Below are 15,598 nucleotides of genomic sequence, written 5' to 3'. Positions count from 1 at the left end.
GCCTCCGCCTAGTACTTGTCCACGATCCCGGCCCAGCGACCCTGGGCCTTGAGGATCCGTTCGGCGACCTGGCGCAGCACGCCGTGGCCGCCCTGGACGGGTACGGTCCACTGGCAGGCGGCCTTCACCTCGTCCACCGCATCGATGGGACAGCAGGCCAGGCCCACGCGCCGGAGCAGGGCCAGGTCCGGCAGGTCGTCGCCCAGGTGGGCCACCTGGTCGTAGGTGAGGCCGTACTTGGCACAGAGCTGGTCCAGGACCGGCAGCTTCTCCAGGTGGCCCGCGAAGCAGTCCTCCACCTCCAGATCCCGGGCCCGGTTCACGGTGGCGCCGGCGTCCAGGCCCGAGATGAAGGCCACGGGGATGCCGGCCCGCTGCAGGTGCTTGATGGCGGCTCCGTCCCGCACGTGGAAGGCCTTGGTGTGGCCGGGCTCGGGGCCATAGTGCAGGGCGCCGGTGGTCAGGACCCCGTCGATGTCGGTGCAGAGCAGGCGGATCTTGGCAGCGCGCAGGTCCAGGTCGTCCACGGGAATCTCCATCGCCTGCCAGCCTAGCAACATTGCGCGGCAGGATGACGCTGGTCACGATCCCCCCCGGAACGGGGTGAATCGCGGAATGTCGGGTTGCCGGATGCTCCGATAGGTATACAGTTTCCTGGGGCTGGTCATTTTCCGGTTGACAGCAGTTGAAACTGGATGATCATAGTCGCATGGAGTTGATTCCGTGAACCACCAGCTCAGCAATCCGATGATCGACGAAGTGAGCGGCCTCTTCAGCGCCCTGGGGGACGCCTCCAGGCTGAAGATCCTGCGCTCTCTCCTCGACAGCAAGGCCCCTCTGAGCCAGGGCGCCGTGGCCGAGGCCTCCGGCCTGTCCCAGGCCAATGCCTCCAAGCACCTGGCCTGTCTGGTGCGGGTGGGCCTCGTGAGCCGCGACCCCGAAGGCAACGCGGTGTACTTCACGCCCGTCATGCCCCTGGTGGGCGAGCTCTGCGACCTGGTCTGCGGCCATGTGAGCGATCGTGCAAAGATGACCTACAAGGCGCTTAAATGAACGAATGCTTCTATATGTAGTTGCTTTTTTTTGCCTAGGAGTATTCCTTTATGAACATTAAAGCCATAACGGGGTTGAGTTTGGCGCTGCTCTCCGGGGGAAATCTCCTGGCGCAGGATGGCTTGTCCGTGGCCGACAGCATCCGGAAGGCCTGGCGGGATCAGGCCGGCCTTCGCGCCGGCCAGGCCATGGTGGAAGCCCGCCAGGCGGAAGCCGAGGGCTACCGTGACCTCCGCCTGCCGAGCCTCACGCTCCAGGCCCAGGGCGTCCGTACCAACGAGCCGATGATGGCCTTCGGCATCAAGCTGAACCAGGCCCGCATCGGCATGGCGGACTTCAACCCCGACAGCCTGAACCACCCGGATGCCATCGGCGCCTATGGCGGCTCGGCCGTTCTCCAGCAGCCCCTCTACACCGGCGGGCGGATCACCTCGGCCCGGCGGGCCGGGGACTTCATGGCCCAGGCGGAGGTGGCCAGCCAGGCGCGCCGGAAGCAGGAGACCGCCCAGGCGGTGGTGGAGGCCTACTTCGGCACCCAGGTGGCCGAGCAGGCCCTCAGGTGGGTGGAGGACTCCCGGACCTGGATCCAGGGCATGGAGGACTTCGTGGGGGCCCGCGTGAAGCAGGGCCTGATGCTGGAATCTGAACTCCAGCGCCTGAAGGCCTTCCACGCCCAGATCGACGCGCAGAAGGCCGAGGTCACCAAGCAGGTGCATTCCGCCCGCTCGGGTCTGGGTCTCCTCACCGGCACGGGCCCCGTGGAGGGCCCCCTGGCCACGCCGCTGATCCTAGATTTCGAGGGGCGCATCCGCCCCTTGAAGGAGCCCACGGACCCGGAGGCTGGGTTGCCCTCCGGCCGGCGGGGCGACCTGCTGGCGGCCGACCTCCAGGCCAAGGCTGCGACGGAAGGCGCCAAGGCCGCCAAGGGCAGCCTGCTTCCCGAAGTGGGCCTGGAGCTGGGCGCGGGGACCCTCCATCATTCCTGGTCCGAGAAGGGCAACTGGACCTGGGCCGGCGTGGGAGTGAAGTGGAAGGTGTTCTCCGCCCCCGACCAGGCCAAGGCCCGGGCCGCCCGCGCCCAGGAACGCGCCGCCCGCGAGATGCGGGACTTCAAGCAGCAGCAGGCCGAGCACGAGATCCGCGTGGCCAGGGAAGGCGTTCTCGCCGCCCGGGCCCGCTACGCGGCGGCGAAGGAATCCCTGGCCGCCGCCGAGGAATCCAAGCGCCTGCGGGAAGCCCGTCACAAGGAAGGCCTCGCCCCCCTCATCGAAGTCCTCGACGCGGAAGCCGCCGTCCAGGGCGCCCGCACCCTCATTCTCCAGAGCCTGTTCGATCTTCGCGTGAGCCGCGCCAGCCTTGATCTCGCGACCGGCACCCCCATCGAAGGAGTGAAGCCATGAAGACCACCCTCTCCGCCCTGGCCCTGTCGGGCGCGCTCCTGGGGACGCTGGCCTGCAGCCACAAGGAGGCCCGCCCCGAGGCGAAGGATCTGCCCAAGGTGGCCGTCTCCCTGGTGGCCGATGGCGGCCCCGAGGGCGGCGCGTGGGTGGCCGCCACCCTCCAGTCCACCCGCACGGCCATGATGTCCACCCGCATGGCCGCCCAGGTCAAGCGCGTGCTCGTCCAGGAGGGCCAGCGGGTGTCCGCCGGTACGCTGCTCATCGCCCTGGGCGACGAGGACCTCCAGGGCCAGCTGAAGGCCGCTGAAACCGGGCTCGCCACCGTCCAGGCGTATCACCGCCGCATCCAGGCCCTCCAGGCCCAGAAGGCCAGCACGGCCGTCGAACTCGAGCAGGTGGAGGCCCAGGTGGCCCAGGCCCAGGCTGGCGTTTCCTCGCTGAAGGCCAACATCGCCTACACGCAGATCCGCGCACCGTTCTCCGGCGTGGTGCAGTCCCGCAAGGTGAGCGAGGGCGACTTCGTCGGGCCCGGCATGCCCCTGCTGGAGCTGGTGGGCGATGGCGAGCAGGAGCTGGTCGCCACCGTGTCCGAGGAGGAGGCCAAGGGCCTCAAGGCCGGCTCGAAGGTGACGTTCGAATCAGAGGGCGCCGAAGGCGAGGCCCAGATCACGGGCCTTGCGCCCGGCGGCGACCCGTACAGCCACAAGGGCACCCTGCGCGCCAAGGTGCTCAAGCCGAAAGGCCTCCGGCAGGGCTCCTTCGCCCGCATCCTGGTGCCGGGGCGGAAAGCCGATCCTCTGGGCTTCTCCGTGCCCCGCAGCGCCCTCGTCCATCGGGGCGAGCTCACGGGTGTCTTCATCGCCAGGGACGGCCATGCCGAACTCCGCTGGCTCTCCCTGGGCGAGGGCGAGGGCAGCTACCTGCCCGTGCGCTCGGGCCTGAAGGCGGGCGAGAAGGTCATCGACCACCCCGGCGCGCTCCAGGACGGCCAGCCCGTCGAGGTCTCCAGCGGGGTGAGCCATGGCAAGTGAGCCCAAGCTGGGATTGGCCGGCCGCCTGGCGAAGGGCTTCCTCCGCAGCAAGCTGACGCCACTCATCGTCCTGGCGTCGCTGCTGCTGGGCATCCTCGCCGTGGTGCTCACGCCGCGGGAGGAGGAGCCCCAGATCATCGTGCCGATGGTCGATCTCTACGTGCCCTATCCCGGCGCGAGCCCCAAGGAGATCGAGAGCCAGGTCACCACACCCCTGGAGCGCCGCCTCTGGGGCATTCCGGGCGTGGAGTACCTCTACAGCATGAGCACGCCGGGCATGGCGCTCATCACCGTCCGCTTCAAGGTGAACGAGCCTCAGGAGCCCAGCCTGGTGAAGATCTACCAGGAGCTGGCGGCCAATCCCCAGATCCTGCCGCCCGGGGCCATGAAGCCCATCATCAAGCTCCAGACCATCGATGACGTGCCCTTCCTGGTGCTCACGCTCCATGGCAATGAAGGCTCGGCTCAGACCCCCGGCCAGCTCCGGAGGCTGGGCGAGGTCCTGGCCCAGGAGCTGTCCGACGTGCCCAGCACCGCCCAGGTGAAGGTCATCGGCGGGGCCCGGCGCATGGTCCGCATCGAGCCGGACCCGGACCGCCTGCGATCCATCAACATGTCCATCGGCGAGCTCCAGCCGGCCCTCCAGGCCGCCGAGGCCCAGCTGCCCGCGGGCGCGCTCGTGGACCACGGCAAGCGCACGGAACTCGAGGCCACCGGCTTCGTGCTCCAGGCCTCCGAACTGCGCCGCCTCGTGGTGGGCGTGCGGAACATGAAGCCCGTCTACCTCGCGGATGTCGCCAAGGTGGTGGACGCTCCTGAACCTGAGCCGCCCATGGTCCTCTATGCGGACGCGGCCCGGCCCGGCTTCGAGCCGGCCGTGAGCATCGCCCTGTCCAAGCGGGCGGGGACCAACGCCACCGCCCTGGCCGAGCAGGTCCTGGCCAAGGTGGAGGTCCTCCGCGGCAACCTCATCCCCCACGATGTCACGGTGACCGTCACCCGGAACTACGGCGAGACGGCCGGCGACAAGTCGAACGAGCTCATCGAGCACCTCCTCATCGCCACCCTCAGCGTCATCGCACTGATCCTTCTCACCATGGGCTGGCGCAGCGCCGTGGTGGTGGGCGTGGCCGTGCCCGTCACGCTGGCCCTCACCCTGCTCATCACCTACCTGTTCGGCTACACGCTGAACCGGGTCACGCTGTTCGCGCTCATCTTCTCCATCGGCATCCTGGTGGACGACGCCATCGTGGTGGTGGAGAACATCCACCGCCACATGCACCTGCCGGGCCTCCGCAAGAGCTTCGCCACCGTGGTGGTCGAGGCGGTGGACGAGGTGGGCAACCCCACGATCCTGGCCACCTTCGCGGTGATCGCGGCCATCCTCCCCATGGCCTTCGTGCGGGGCCTCATGGGCCCCTACATGCGCCCGATCCCCATCGGCGCCAGCGTGGCCATGATCTTCAGCCTGCTCATCGCGTTCGTCATCAGCCCCTGGGCCAGCCTGAACGTGTTCAAGAAGGAGGCGCACCTCCCGGACACGGACGAATCCGGCCTGCATCCGGCGACCCCGGAGACGGCGGCGCCCGAGCCCGAGCACGACTGGCAGGACAAGAACCCCGAAGTGGCGCCGGACACCAAGTTCTCCGCGCTCTACCGCAAGGCCATCCGGGCCCTGATCAACCAGCCCAAGGTCCGCTGGAGCTTCTTCGGCGGGGTCGTGGTGCTGCTCCTGGCGGCCATGTCCCTGGTGGGCTTCGGTGTGGTGAAAGTGAAGATGCTGCCCTTCGACAACAAGTCGGAGTTCATGGTCCAGCTCGACCTGCCCGCCGGCACGCCGAGGGAGGACGCCCTCGCCGCCGGCCAGGACGTGGCCCGCCGGCTGCTCAAGGAACCCACCGTCCGCAACGTCCAGGTATACGCCGGAGAGGCCGCGCCCTTCACTTTCGTGGGCATGGTCCGGCACAGCTTCCTCCGCCAGTCGGCCGAGATGGTGGATATCCAGGTGAACCTGGTGCCCAAGGGGGACCGCAAGGAGCAGAGCCATGACATCGTCGTGCGCCTGCGCCCCGAGCTGGAGAAGATCTCCAGGCCCGCCGGGGCCCGCATGAAGCTGGTGGAGATCCCGCCCGGCCCGCCGGTCATGGACACCATCGTGGCCGAGGTCTACGGTCCCTCTGATGCCGAGCGGGCCCGGCTGGCCGGAGATGTGCTCGGCGCCTTCAAGAGCGTGGACGGCATCGTGGACGTCGACTCGACCCTGAACGAGACCTCGCCGAAGATCAGCCTGGTCCTCGACCGGGAGAAGTCCGCCCTCCACGGCGTCGCGCCCGCCCACGTGATCCAGACGCTCTACATGGCTGGCTATGGCCACACCGCCGGCACCTTCCACGTGCTGCGTGGATCCAGCCAGGTGCCCGTCGTGGTGCAGCTCCCAGCCGAGAAGCGCCAGCGGCTCGACCAGATCCTCCAGCTCTACGTTCCGGGCGCCCGGGGCATGGTGCCCATCCGTGAGCTGGTGACGGTGAAGGACGGTGCCGAGGAGCCGGTCATCCACCACAAGAACCTGATGCCCGTCGCCTACGTCTTCTCCGACCTGGCGGGCACCATCGAGAGCCCGGTCTACGCCCTGGCCGCGCTCAACAAGAAGATCGACGCCATGAAGGGCACCGGCGGCGCCGAAGTGGTCCGGCTCGGCCTCGCCCATCCCGAGAACACCGAGAACCTGATCATGAAGTGGGACGGCGAGTGGCACATCACCCTCGAAGTCTTCCGGGATCTCGGCATGGCCTTCGCCGCCGTGCTGGTGCTGATCTTCGTGCTGGTGGTGGGCTGGTTCGAGAGCTTCGAGATCCCCTGGGTGATCCTGGTGCCGATCCCGCTCTCCCTCATCGGCATCATCCCCGCCCACGGCCTCTTCGGCGCCTTCTTCACGGCCACCAGCATGATCGGCTTCATCGCCGGGGCCGGCATCATCGTCCGCAACAGCATCATCCTCGTGGATTTCATCGAGCTGAAGCTGCGGGAGGGGATGCCCCTGGCCCTGGCCGTCGAGGAAGCCGGCGTGGTGCGCTTCCGGCCCATCCTCCTCACCGCGGCGGCCGTGATCGTGGGCTCCCTGGTGATGCTGGCCGATCCCATCTTCCAGGGGCTGGCCATCAGCCTCATGGCGGGATCGGTGGCGGCCACCCTTCTGTCCGTGCCTTCCATCCCAGTCCTCTACTACCTCGTCGCCCGCCGGGGCCGGGCCGCCGACCTCCAGCGCGAGGCCTCCACTACCGTCGATGAATAGGAGCCATCCATGAACGTCGATCGCATCGTCCACACCGTCGCGGGAACCTTCATCCTGCTGAGCCTGGTCCTGGCCCGGGTCCACAGCCCCAACTGGTACTGGTTCACGGCCTTCGTGGGCGCCAACCTGCTCCAGAGCGGCCTCACCAACTGGTGCTTGATGTCCACCATCCTGCGCAAGCTGGGCGTGCCCGAAGGGCAGGGCGTGGGATGCTGCCGGTGAAGCCCATGGCCCTCCGCATCCTCCTGGGCCTCGCGGTCGGCGGAGTCCTGGGCTACGCCTACCAGCGGCTGGTGGGCTGCAGCACCGGGACCTGCCCGCTCACGGCCACGCCCCTCCGCGCCATCACCTACGGCGCCGTGATGGGCCTGCTCTGGGCCGCAGCCAAGTAGGGCCCGCGTGAACGGCCGCATTTCCGTCTCCTCTTCCGTCCATTTCCGGAGTCGCCATGCCTGAAGTCATCCATCTCACCACCGAGGCCTTCCACAAGGTCTCCTCTCACGAAAACCCCGTGCTCATCGACTTCTGGGCCCCCTGGTGCGGACCTTGCCGCATGCAGGGCCCCATCCTCGACGATGTCGCCAAAGCCGCGGGGGACAAAGCCATCATCGCCAAAGTCAACGTGGACGAGGAGCCGCTGCTGGCGGGCCAGTTCGGGGTGCAGAGCATCCCCACGCTGCTGGTCCTCAAGGACGGCCGCATCCAGAGCCGCATGGTGGGCGTCCAGCCCGCGCACACGCTCCTGGCGGCCCTCCAGCAGGCAGGCGCCTGATGGCCGAGTACTGGATCTACCTCATCCCCGTGGCCGCCATCGGGTACCTGCTCTGGAGCCGCCGCTCGGCCTCCACGGCGGACGTGAAGGCCCTGCTGGAGCGGGGGGCCCAGATCGTGGATGTGCGCGCCAAGGCGGAATTCCGCATGGAAGCCCACCCCAAGGCCATCAACATCCCGCTCGACCAGCTCGAGCAGCGGGCAGGCGAGCTGGACCCCGCCCGGCCGGTCCTCCTCTGCTGCGCAAGCGGGAGCCGCAGCGGCTTCGGGGTGGCCGTGCTCAAGCGCAAGGGCTTCAAGGAAGTCCACAACCTGGGCTCCTGGCGCCGGATCCAATCCTTCCTCGCCTGAACCGGAGCCTGCCATGGAAGCCAACGTTCGCTGGGAATCGGGGCTGACCTTCCAGGTGGATCAGGAAGGCCACCGCTATTACATCGATGTGCCCACCGAAGCGGGCGCGCCGACCCGGGGGCCCCGACCCAAGGGGCTGCTCCTGGCCGGGCTGGGCGGCTGCACGGCCATCGACGTGGTGAGCATCCTCGAGAAGATGCGGGTGAAGCTGGACGGTCTTGAGGTGCAGGTGAGCGCCGAAGCCCGGGAGGAGCATCCGAAGATCTTCACCGGCATCCGCGTGCGCTACGTCTTCCGGGGCAGGGATCTGCCCATGGACAAGCTCGAGCGCGCCGTGCGGCTGTCCGAGGAAACCTACTGCGGCGTATCCGCCATGCTGAGGCCCACGGTGCCCATCTCATCGGAGATCGTGGTGGAGAATCCGCGCGACTAGAGGCTTCCGGGGCCCAGAAAAACGGCGGGCCCACCCCGGGCCCGCCTCCCCTACCCCTGAGCTTTCCGGGCCGGCAAGCGGTCCGGTGCTGGGATGAAAGTAGAATATGACTAAATAGTGATTCACGACTAGCGAAACCAATGTGATTCCCATCACCCTGCGTATTCTCCTTTGGTTTCAAGTCTTTGGATGCTCTCATCCGCGCCCGCGTGGGATACTGGCCGCGCGACACGGTTTCCGAAACACCGCAGAGCTTTCATTCCGGGAGAAACCATGGGTGATCCGCTTTTCTGGCACAGGCTTCAGTTCGGGTTCACGGCGACCTACCACTACCTGTTCCCCCAGCTGACGATGGGGCTCGCCCTCGTCATCGTGGTGCTGAAGGCCATGGGGCTGCGCACCGGCGAGGCGCGGTACAACGATGCGGCGCGGTTCTGGATCAAGATCTTCGGCATCAACTTCGCGATCGGCGTGGTGACGGGCATCCCCCTGGAGTTCCAGTTCGGCACCAACTGGGCCGCCTTCTCGCGCTTCTCCGGCGGCATCATCGGGCAGACGCTGGGCATGGAGGGCATGTTCGCCTTCTTCCTGGAGAGCAGTTTCCTGGGGATGCTGATCTGGGGTGAGAAGAAGCTCTCGCCGAAAGGCCACTTCGGAGCGGCGCTGGCCCTGTGGATCGGCAGCTGGCTCTCCGGCTACTTCATCATCGCCACCAACGCGTTCATGCAGCATCCCGTGGGCTACACCCACGCCGCCGACGGCAGCCTCCAGCTGGCCAGCTTCTGGGCCTTCCTGCTCAACCCCTGGGCCCTGGGGCAGTACGCCCACAACATGATCGCCGCGGTGGTGACGGCCTCCTTCGTGGTGGCGGCCATCGGGGCCTACTGGACCCTCAAGGGCCTCCATCCCGAGCAGGCCCGGCTGAACCTGCGGACCGGCACGATCATGGGCCTGATCTTCAGCGCCCTCGTGGCGTTCCCTACGGGGGACATCTCCGGCAAGCTCGTGGCCAAGTACCAGCCCATCACCCTGGCCGCCATGGAGGGGCGCTTCGAGAGCGGCCCCCGCGCCAACCTGACCCTCATCGGCCAGCCGGATGTCGCCCGGCGGAGGATCGAGAATCCCATCCAGCTGCCCGCGGTGCTGAGCTTCATCGCCTATGGCAGCTTCTCCAGCAACGTGAAGGGGCTGCTCGAGTTCCCCGAGGACCAGTGGCCCCAGAACATCGAGCTGCTCTACTACAGCTTCCACATCATGGCGGGCCTGGGCACGATCATGATCGCGGTGATGGGCCTCGCGGCCCTGCTGCTCTGGAAGAACCGCCTGGACACCGCGCGGCCCATGCTGTGGGTGCTGATGCTGGCCTTCCCCTTCCCGTACATCGCCACGGCCGCGGGCTGGGCCGTGGCCGAATTCGGCCGCCAGCCCTGGCTCATCTACGGTCTGCTGCGGACCCTCCAGGGCGGATCCCCCACCGTGAACGCGGGCCACACTGCCTTCACCACCCTCGGGTTTGCCGGGATCTTCGTGGTGCTGAGCGTCCTCTGGCTCTTCCTCATCGGCCGGGAGATCTCCCACGGCCCCGTCTCCCATTCCCCGAAGGCCTAGGAGGCTGCCATGGAAATGCTCTGGTTCTGGCTGGTCTCGGTGATGGTGGCCATCTATGTGGTGATGGACGGGTTCGACTTCGGCGCCGGCATCCTGCATCTCGTGGTCGCGCAGACGAATGAGGAGCGCCGCCAGGTGCTGGGCGCCATCGGCCCCCTGTGGGACGGCAACGAAGTCTGGCTGCTGGCCGGAGGCGGGTCGATGTTCCTGGCCTTCCCCAAGGTGCTGGCCTCGGGCTTCTCCGGGTTCTACCTCGCCATCTGGCTGGTGGTCTGGTGCCTGATGCTCCGGGGCATCTCCATCGAATTCCGCTCCCACCTGGAGGATGGCCTCTGGCGGCGGTTCTGGGATGGCACCTTCGCCCTCTCCAGCGTGCTGCTGCCGATCCTCTTCGGGGCCGCGCTGGGCAACGTGCTCCGCGGCGTGCCCGTCGATGGCACCGGCTACTTCGAGATGGCCCTCTGGACCGATTTCCGGGTCGGCGGCACGCCGGGGATCCTGGACTGGTACACCGTGCTCATCGGGGTGTTCGCCCTGGTGACGGTGGCCGCCCACGGCGCCTTGTTCCTGGCCTGGAAGACCGGTGGTGCCGTGCACGACCGCGCCAAGGGCCTCGCCCTGAAGCTATGGGGCGCGGTGCTGGTGCTCTGGATCGTGGCGAGCTTCGCCACCTCCGCGGTGAACCCGGACATCTTCCATCGCCTTCCCCAGGCGCCCCTCGGCTGGGTGGCCTCGCTGATCTTCCTGGCAGGTCTGGGCCTGGTGTTCGTGGGCATCAAGCGGGAGCGCTTCCTGCTGGCCTTCCTGGGATCGGGGGCCTTCATCCTCGGCATCCTCGCGGCCAGCGCAGCCTGCGTCTATCCCGTGATGCTGAAGTCCACGCTCGGCCCCCAGTTCGACCTGACGGCGCACAACGCGGCCGTGGGCGCCCACGGCTTGCGGGCTGGCCTGGTGTGGTGGCTCATCGGGTTCCCCATCGCCATCGGCTACCTGGCCTTCCTCTTCCGGTTCAACCGGGGGAAGGTGAAGGCCGCGGCGGAGGGCGAGGGGTACTGAAGCCTTCCGGATTCAAGCAGACGGCCCGGATCACCCGGGCCGTCTGCTTTCACGCCGGCGTGGGACGGTGCCGCCACCGCCAGGCCAGCCAGCCCCAGCAGGCCGCCATGCCGAGCCAGCCGAGGGCCCGGAGGCCCGCCGCCAGGGAGGCGTCCTGGGCCAGCAGTCCCCAGCGCCCGAGGAGGTCGGCCCAGTCGTGCTCGCCGCCACCCACCAGTGGCAGCACCTGGGCCCTGGCGTCGCCGACGTAGCGGGCGATGTTCAGCAGGTTCTCGAAGCCCCAGAGACCGGCGAAGGCGGTTCCCGGGGCTTCCCGCCGGAGCCAGAAGGAACCCGCCACGAGCAGCGGAACCAGCAGCTGCATCAGGGTGCCCCCGAGGATGGTGAGGGTCTCCCAGCCGAGGAGGCCGAAGAGCGGATGCCCGGCTTCATGGAACACCAGGTTCACGCCGTCCAGCAGCGGGATCCATCCGGGTTCCGAGGCCAGGGCCACCCCGCCCACCAGGAGCAGGGCGACGCTGACGCCCACCAGGGCCGAGGTTCGCACGGGCAGCCATTCGGCCTCCCAGGCCTCCTGGACCGGACCGGGGAGCGGAATCACGGGTGGGCCAGGTGCCGGGCCACGATCCAGTCCACCACCTGCTCGAGGCTGAGGTCGCTGGAGTCGAGGGCCACGGCGTCCGCGGCCTGCCGGAGGGGGGCCACGGCGCGGGTGCTGTCGGCCTCGTCGCGGCGCCGCTGGTCGGCGAGCACCTCCTCGAGCACCGGAGCCTGGCCCTTGGCCTCCAGTTCAAGGAAGCGCCGCCGGGCCCGGGCCTCGGGGCTGGCGGTCAGGAAGATCTTGCAGCAGGCGCCGGGGAAGACCACGGTGCCGATGTCGCGGCCGTCCACCACCCAGTGGCCGGAGGCGCCGATGCGGCGCTGCTGCTCCACGAGCACCTCGCGCACGCGGGCGTCGGCGCTCACGGGTGTGACGCGCCGCGTGACCTCCTGGCTGCGGATGGCCTCGCTCACGTCCTCGCCTGCCAGGAAGATGCGCATGCCCTGCTGCGCGAGGTCCAGGCCCGCCAGGAGCCGCTCCAACCCGGTCCGGTCTTCCAGCGCCAGGCCGGCGCGATGAAGGGCCAGGGCCGCGGCGCGGTACATCGCGCCGGTGTCGAGGTACTGCCAGCCCAGACGCGAAGCGACCCGCCGGGCTGTGGTGGACTTCCCCACCCCCGACGGGCCGTCGATCGCGATCAGGGAAAGGGCGGCAGCGGTCATGCCTTCATTCTGCGGGACCGCTCCCACCCATTCCATCACTTCATGCCGAGATCCTTGAGGACCTTGGGATCCTTCTCATCCTGGGCGAGGATCGTGTGGCAGGTGTCGCAGTCGCCCTTGATGGTGCGGCCATCGGCGGCCGTGTGGCTGCCGTCGTGGCAGCGGAAGCAGCCGACGGACTCCTCGTGGCCGATGTTGTTGGGATGCGTGCCCCAGAGCAGCTTCATCTCGGGGAACACGTTGCGGAGGTAGATGGCCTTCACGGCCTCCGCGGCGGCATCGACCTGGGCCCGTTTGTGCTTGAACACCTCGGGGTAGCTGGTCCGGTAGAACTCGTTGATGCCCAGGACGATCTTCGAGGCCGCCTCCTGCTGGCTGGCGTACTCGACCTTCAGGAGCTCCACCGCCTTCTTCTTGATGTAGGGCAGTTCGGCGCTCATGCGCTTCTGGTTCAGGGCCTTGTCGACCGCGCGATCGGGCAGCTCGAAGGCGTGGGTGGGCCGGTTGTGGCAGTCCACGCAGTCCATCTTGCGCTCGGTGGCCTTGGCGAGCTGATCGGGGGTCAGCTTCTTGAAGTCGTCGGTGACGTACTCCACGAGCTGGCCGTTGTCATCGCGGTAGGTGACCTTGGGGATCTCCTGGCGGCGGTGGTCGGTGCTGATGTAGCTGATGCGCTCCATGGCGTCGAGGTGGCGGCCGTGGATGCCCGTGGTGCCGTTGGCGGTGTGTCCGCCGATCTTCAGCAGGAGGATGCTGGTGGAGGGCGTGTTGGCCTCGTCATCGGCGTACTTGGTGCGGATGAGCAGCTTGTCGTCGGTGAACTTCTGGGGCCAGTGGCACTGTTCGCAGGTCTCGCGGGCGGGGCGCAGGTGTTCGACGGGGCTGGGAATCGGGCGGGAGTAGGTGCCGAAGGCCACCGCGAAGAGCTGCCGGGTGCCGGAGATCTTGGCCCGCACGAGGGCGGGGGCGCCGTGGCCGATGTGGCACTGGGCGCAGCCCACGCGGGAGTGGGGGGAGTTCAGGAAGGCGGTGTACTCGGGGGCCATCACGGTGTGGCAGGTGAGGCCGCAGAAGCGGTTGGAGTCCATGTACTCCACGCCCTTGAGGCCCGCGGTGCCCAGGATGCCGACGTTGATGAAGGTGAGCGCGCCCACCACCAGCAGCAGGCGGCGGATGCCGGGCTGAGTGAAATCGACCTTCTGGAGGGGCGTGATGGGCTCGCCCGCCAGCCGGCGCTTCCGGCGCGTGCGCAGGATGCCGACGGGGATGAGCACCAGGCCCGCCAGGAAGAGGGCGGGAAGGGCGAGGAAGAGGACGATCCCGAAGTAGGGGTGGACGGCCCTCGGGCTGGTCAGCTCCATGAACCAGAACCAGACGAGCGTGAAGGCAGAACTGGTCGTCAGGGCCACGCCCAGCAGGGTCATCCAGTTGTTGCCCATCTGGAAGGCGAGCCTCACGAGGTCCCTGATGCGTTCTTTCAAGCTCATGTATCCACCTCCGCTACGTGGGGAAAAGACAAATGACAACCGAGTGTGTAATGTCCCTTTCCACCCTAAATTCCCCAGGCGTCCCAGACAAGGCCGCCCCGGGGGCATCGTGGTTTATCTCCATTGATTTCAATCAGGGCGATTCCAGGTTGTGACAGAGGTCCCCGACCGCGCGGGTCGGCTCAATGCGAGATGCCGCGCAGCAGCCGGAGGAAGGTCTCGCCGTACTGCTGAAGCTTTTTCGGCCCCACACCGCTCAAGGCTAAGAATTCGGCTTCGGTGGCCGGCTGGAACCGGGCCATCTGCTGGAGGGTGGCATCGCTGAAGATCACATAGGCGGGCACGCCCTTGGCGTCGGCCAGCTGTTTCCGGAGGGCCTTCAGATCGCGGTAGAGCGCCTCTTCCCCGTCCGCCGGCCCCTCGGGCAGGGCGGGGCGGGTGCCGCGGGGCGAGCCCTTCTTGGCCTTGCCGGGCTTCGGGGCGGCTTCCAGCGGATCGGCCCCGGAGCAGATGTCGCAGGAGGCCCCGCAGGGCTCCATGCGCTCGCCGAAGTGGGCCAGCAGGGCCTGGTGGCGGCAGCGGAGGGACTCGGCGAGGCGGAAGAGATCGCGCGTCTGCCGCTGCTGCCCCTGGGCCAGGCTTGCGTCGAGACCGTCCGTGAAGCGGTCGTAGCTGAGCACGTCGCCCCAGCTGTAGAACATCACGCAGTCCGCATCCGCGCCATCCCGGCCCGCCCGGCCGATCTCCTGGTACCAGCCTTCCACGCTCTTGGGCATGTCGCGGTGGATGACGTAGCGGATGTTGCTCTTGTCGATGCCCATGCCGAAGGCGACGGTGGCCACGATGACGTCCACGTCATCCCGCTGGAAGGCCTCCTGGGCTGCGGACCTGGCCTCGGCGTTCATGCCTGCGTGGTAGGCCGCGGCGCGCAGGCCCTCTCCGGTCAGGAAGGCCGCCGTGGCCTCCACGGCCTTGCGCGACAGGCAGTAGATGATGCCGCTCTCCCCGCGCCGCGCCAGGACCAGACGCAGGAGGGCCTCTCGCACCGGCGGCAGGCCTTCGACGCCCTTCCGGTAGGCGCTGATGCGCAGGTTGGACCGGAAGAAGGAACCCTGCACCTCGACAGGATTCCGCATCTCCAGCTGCTCTGCGATGTCCCGGCGGACTTCGGGCGTGGCGGTGGCGGTGAGGGCCAGCACGGGCACACCCGGGAAGCGCTGCTTGAGGCCGGCGAGGGTGCGGTAGGCCGGGCGGAAGTCATGGCCCCAGTGGCTGATGCAGTGGGCCTCGTCCACGGCGATGAGGCGGAGGTCGACCTCCCGCAGCAGGTCCGCCAGGTAGAGATCGAGGCCCTCCGGGGCGGCGTAGACCAGTTCCAGGTCGCCGTTCTTGAGGGCGCGGATGCGCTCCCGGCGGGCTTCCGCGCCCAGGCTTGAATTCAGGAAGGTGGCGCGGAGGCCGGCTTCCGTGAGGGCATCCACCTGGTCCTTCATGAGGGCGATGAGGGGCGACACCACCAGCGTGACGCCGCCCAGGAGGCGGGCGGGCAGCTGGTAGGTGAGGGATTTCCCGGCTCCGGTGGGCATGATGCCCACCACATCCCGGCCCGCCATGACGGCTTCGATGATGGCCCGCTGGCCGGGGCGGAAGGCGCCGTAGCCGAAGGTGGCCTTGAGGGCCGATTCCAGGTCGGGGACCTTCTCCAGATCCGTGGCGAGGGCTTTCAGGGCGGCGATGGCGCCCTGGTCGAAGGCGGAAGGCTCCTGGCGGTAGCGGGCCCGCAGGGCATCGAGGCCCTGCCGGCAGGCGGCGCGGTCACCTCGTTCCAGCAGGCCCCTCAAGAGGCCGATCTC

At 68.2% G+C, this 15,598-nt stretch carries 16 protein-coding genes; 11 read left to right on the top strand and 5 right to left on the bottom strand.

What is annotated here, in order from left to right; translation table 11 throughout:
• Window positions 1-8: 8 nt before the first annotated feature.
• Window positions 9-527: a KdsC family phosphatase gene (locus MLE43_RS12615; RefSeq protein WP_243304562.1), complete on the bottom strand. Its 519-nt coding sequence runs from the start codon at window positions 525-527 to the stop codon at window positions 9-11.
• A 196-nt stretch (window positions 528-723) separates the two neighbouring features.
• On the opposite strand from MLE43_RS12615, the gene MLE43_RS12610 reads away from it, so the two are divergent.
• The 11 genes from MLE43_RS12610 to cydB all read left to right on the top strand — a co-directional run bounded on the left by MLE43_RS12610 (window position 724) and on the right by cydB (window position 10,995).
• Window positions 724-1,053, top strand: a complete 330-nt coding sequence (locus MLE43_RS12610) for an ArsR/SmtB family transcription factor (RefSeq protein ID WP_243304559.1) — start codon at window positions 724-726, stop codon at window positions 1,051-1,053.
• Between the two features lie 128 nt (window positions 1,054-1,181).
• Window positions 1,182-2,453 (top strand): TolC family protein, encoded by a 1,272-nt coding sequence (locus tag MLE43_RS12605; protein WP_243304557.1) that lies wholly within the window; start codon window positions 1,182-1,184, stop codon window positions 2,451-2,453.
• Entirely contained in the window at window positions 2,450-3,484 is a 1,035-nt protein-coding gene (locus MLE43_RS12600; protein WP_243304555.1) for an efflux RND transporter periplasmic adaptor subunit, read from the top strand. The genes MLE43_RS12605 and MLE43_RS12600 overlap by 4 nt, the downstream gene beginning before the upstream one ends.
• Window positions 3,474-6,776, top strand: a complete 3,303-nt coding sequence (locus MLE43_RS12595; RefSeq protein WP_243304553.1) for an efflux RND transporter permease subunit — start codon at window positions 3,474-3,476, stop codon at window positions 6,774-6,776. Before MLE43_RS12600 ends, MLE43_RS12595 begins: the two co-directional genes overlap by 11 nt.
• 9 nt (window positions 6,777-6,785) lie before the next feature.
• Window positions 6,786-6,998, top strand: a complete 213-nt coding sequence (locus MLE43_RS12590) for a YgaP family membrane protein (protein ID WP_243304551.1) — start codon at window positions 6,786-6,788, stop codon at window positions 6,996-6,998.
• A gap of 5 nt (window positions 6,999-7,003) precedes the next feature.
• Window positions 7,004-7,168, top strand: coding sequence for a DUF6132 family protein (locus MLE43_RS12585; RefSeq protein WP_243304550.1), 165 nt, complete (start codon window positions 7,004-7,006; stop codon window positions 7,166-7,168).
• Window positions 7,169-7,224: 56 nt separating this feature from the next.
• Window positions 7,225-7,548, top strand: a complete 324-nt coding sequence (gene trxA / locus MLE43_RS12580; protein WP_243304547.1) for a thioredoxin — start codon at window positions 7,225-7,227, stop codon at window positions 7,546-7,548.
• Window positions 7,548-7,898 carry a rhodanese-like domain-containing protein gene (locus MLE43_RS12575; RefSeq protein WP_243304545.1) on the top strand — a complete coding sequence of 117 codons (351 nt, stop codon included), beginning with the start codon at window positions 7,548-7,550 and terminating at the stop codon, window positions 7,896-7,898. The genes trxA and MLE43_RS12575 overlap by 1 nt, the downstream gene beginning before the upstream one ends.
• A gap of 13 nt (window positions 7,899-7,911) precedes the next feature.
• Window positions 7,912-8,331: an OsmC family protein gene (locus tag MLE43_RS12570; RefSeq protein WP_243304543.1), complete on the top strand. Its 420-nt coding sequence runs from the start codon at window positions 7,912-7,914 to the stop codon at window positions 8,329-8,331.
• 273 nt (window positions 8,332-8,604) lie between these two features.
• Entirely contained in the window at window positions 8,605-9,939 is a 1,335-nt protein-coding gene (locus tag MLE43_RS12565; RefSeq protein ID WP_243304542.1) for a cytochrome ubiquinol oxidase subunit I, read from the top strand.
• A gap of 9 nt (window positions 9,940-9,948) precedes the next feature.
• Window positions 9,949-10,995: a cytochrome d ubiquinol oxidase subunit II gene (gene cydB, locus MLE43_RS12560; protein ID WP_243304538.1), complete on the top strand. Its 1,047-nt coding sequence runs from the start codon at window positions 9,949-9,951 to the stop codon at window positions 10,993-10,995.
• Between the two features lie 49 nt (window positions 10,996-11,044).
• On the opposite strand, the gene MLE43_RS12555 is transcribed toward cydB, so the two are convergent.
• The 4 genes from MLE43_RS12555 to MLE43_RS12540 all read right to left on the bottom strand — a co-directional run bounded on the left by MLE43_RS12555 (window position 11,045) and on the right by MLE43_RS12540 (window position 15,586).
• A complete protein-coding gene (locus MLE43_RS12555) occupies window positions 11,045-11,596 on the bottom strand; it encodes a hypothetical protein (RefSeq protein WP_243304537.1) in 552 nt (183 codons plus the stop codon).
• Window positions 11,593-12,258 (bottom strand): (d)CMP kinase, encoded by a 666-nt coding sequence (gene cmk / locus MLE43_RS12550; RefSeq protein WP_243304534.1) that lies wholly within the window; start codon window positions 12,256-12,258, stop codon window positions 11,593-11,595. The genes MLE43_RS12555 and cmk overlap by 4 nt, the downstream gene beginning before the upstream one ends.
• A gap of 35 nt (window positions 12,259-12,293) precedes the next feature.
• Window positions 12,294-13,745 (bottom strand): NapC/NirT family cytochrome c, encoded by a 1,452-nt coding sequence (locus tag MLE43_RS12545; protein ID WP_243304532.1) that lies wholly within the window; start codon window positions 13,743-13,745, stop codon window positions 12,294-12,296.
• A 182-nt stretch (window positions 13,746-13,927) separates the two neighbouring features.
• The gene (locus MLE43_RS12540) at window positions 13,928-15,586 is read right to left on the bottom strand and encodes a RecQ family ATP-dependent DNA helicase (RefSeq protein ID WP_243304530.1); all 1,659 of its coding nucleotides are present in this window, start codon (window positions 15,584-15,586) and stop codon (window positions 13,928-13,930) included.
• Window positions 15,587-15,598: the final 12 nt, after the last annotated feature.

Source organism: Geothrix oryzisoli (genome assembly GCF_022808865.1).
GTDB classification, from domain to species: domain Bacteria; phylum Acidobacteriota; class Holophagae; order Holophagales; family Holophagaceae; genus Geothrix; species Geothrix oryzisoli.
Note: the sequence above shows the minus strand (reverse complement) of the source record. Positions and strands in the feature narration are given on the sequence as shown.

Coding starts and splice junctions, on each gene's coding strand:
- trxA (WP_243304547.1), top strand. CDS start 7,225: ATGCCTGAAGTCATCCATCTCACCACCGAGGCCTTCCACAAGGTCTCC.
- cydB (WP_243304538.1), top strand. CDS start 9,949: ATGGAAATGCTCTGGTTCTGGCTGGTCTCGGTGATGGTGGCCATCTAT.
- cmk (WP_243304534.1), bottom strand. CDS start 12,258: ATGACCGCTGCCGCCCTTTCCCTGATCGCGATCGACGGCCCGTCGGGG.
- MLE43_RS12570 (WP_243304543.1), top strand. CDS start 7,912: ATGGAAGCCAACGTTCGCTGGGAATCGGGGCTGACCTTCCAGGTGGAT.
- MLE43_RS12600 (WP_243304555.1), top strand. CDS start 2,450: ATGAAGACCACCCTCTCCGCCCTGGCCCTGTCGGGCGCGCTCCTGGGG.
- MLE43_RS12545 (WP_243304532.1), bottom strand. CDS start 13,745: ATGAGCTTGAAAGAACGCATCAGGGACCTCGTGAGGCTCGCCTTCCAG.
- MLE43_RS12590 (WP_243304551.1), top strand. CDS start 6,786: ATGAACGTCGATCGCATCGTCCACACCGTCGCGGGAACCTTCATCCTG.
- MLE43_RS12575 (WP_243304545.1), top strand. CDS start 7,548: ATGGCCGAGTACTGGATCTACCTCATCCCCGTGGCCGCCATCGGGTAC.
- MLE43_RS12595 (WP_243304553.1), top strand. CDS start 3,474: ATGGCAAGTGAGCCCAAGCTGGGATTGGCCGGCCGCCTGGCGAAGGGC.
- MLE43_RS12585 (WP_243304550.1), top strand. CDS start 7,004: ATGGCCCTCCGCATCCTCCTGGGCCTCGCGGTCGGCGGAGTCCTGGGC.
- MLE43_RS12565 (WP_243304542.1), top strand. CDS start 8,605: ATGGGTGATCCGCTTTTCTGGCACAGGCTTCAGTTCGGGTTCACGGCG.